Here is a 603-nt window from a genome sequence, read left to right on the forward strand (position 1 = left end):
ACGATGGCAACCGTCTAATCCAATCGATGATCGACTCTGATGCTTTCGGTTTGAAAGAATTCAGCTTGGTTGAATCAAGTGAAGCGGGCATGGTTTCACAAGTGTCTCGTGCGGCTCGTCGTAACCAGTGGATTGTCTACTTGGGTTGGGCGCCGCATCCAATGAACAGCAATGTTGAGATGGAATACTTAGACGGCGGAGACGACTTCTTTGGTCCAAACTACGGCGGTGCCAATGTTTACACCAATGTGCGCGCAAACTACTTGTCTGAGTGTTCAAACGTCGGTCAGCTTCTGCAAAACCTAGAATTCTCTCTAGAGATGGAAAATGAGCTGATGGAAGCGATTCTTAACCAAAACGTTCAACCAAACAAAGCGGCTCAGCAGTGGCTTAACAGCAATCCGCAGCAAGTGGAAGCGTGGCTTAAGAACGTGAAAACGCTCAAGGGCGATTCCGCTCAAGACGCTGTATCAGCATACCTAAAGCAAGTTAAAGCGTAATTAGAAGGAAATGGTGAGTTGCATTCGCAGCTCACCATAGAAAAGGCAATATTGTGAATTTTATTACCGACAACAAAATCCCAGTGGGTCAATGGATGGAAGC

General features: G+C 46.6%; 1 protein-coding gene. It reads left to right on the forward strand.

The annotated features are described in order from the left end of the window. A partial coding sequence (locus KIV40_RS33065; protein ID WP_285353613.1) for a glycine betaine ABC transporter substrate-binding protein occupies positions 1-500 on the forward strand: 500 nt, incomplete at its 5' end. Between the last annotated feature and the right edge of the window lie 103 nt (positions 501-603).

It is taken from the genome of Vibrio sp. D173a, assembly GCF_030248475.1.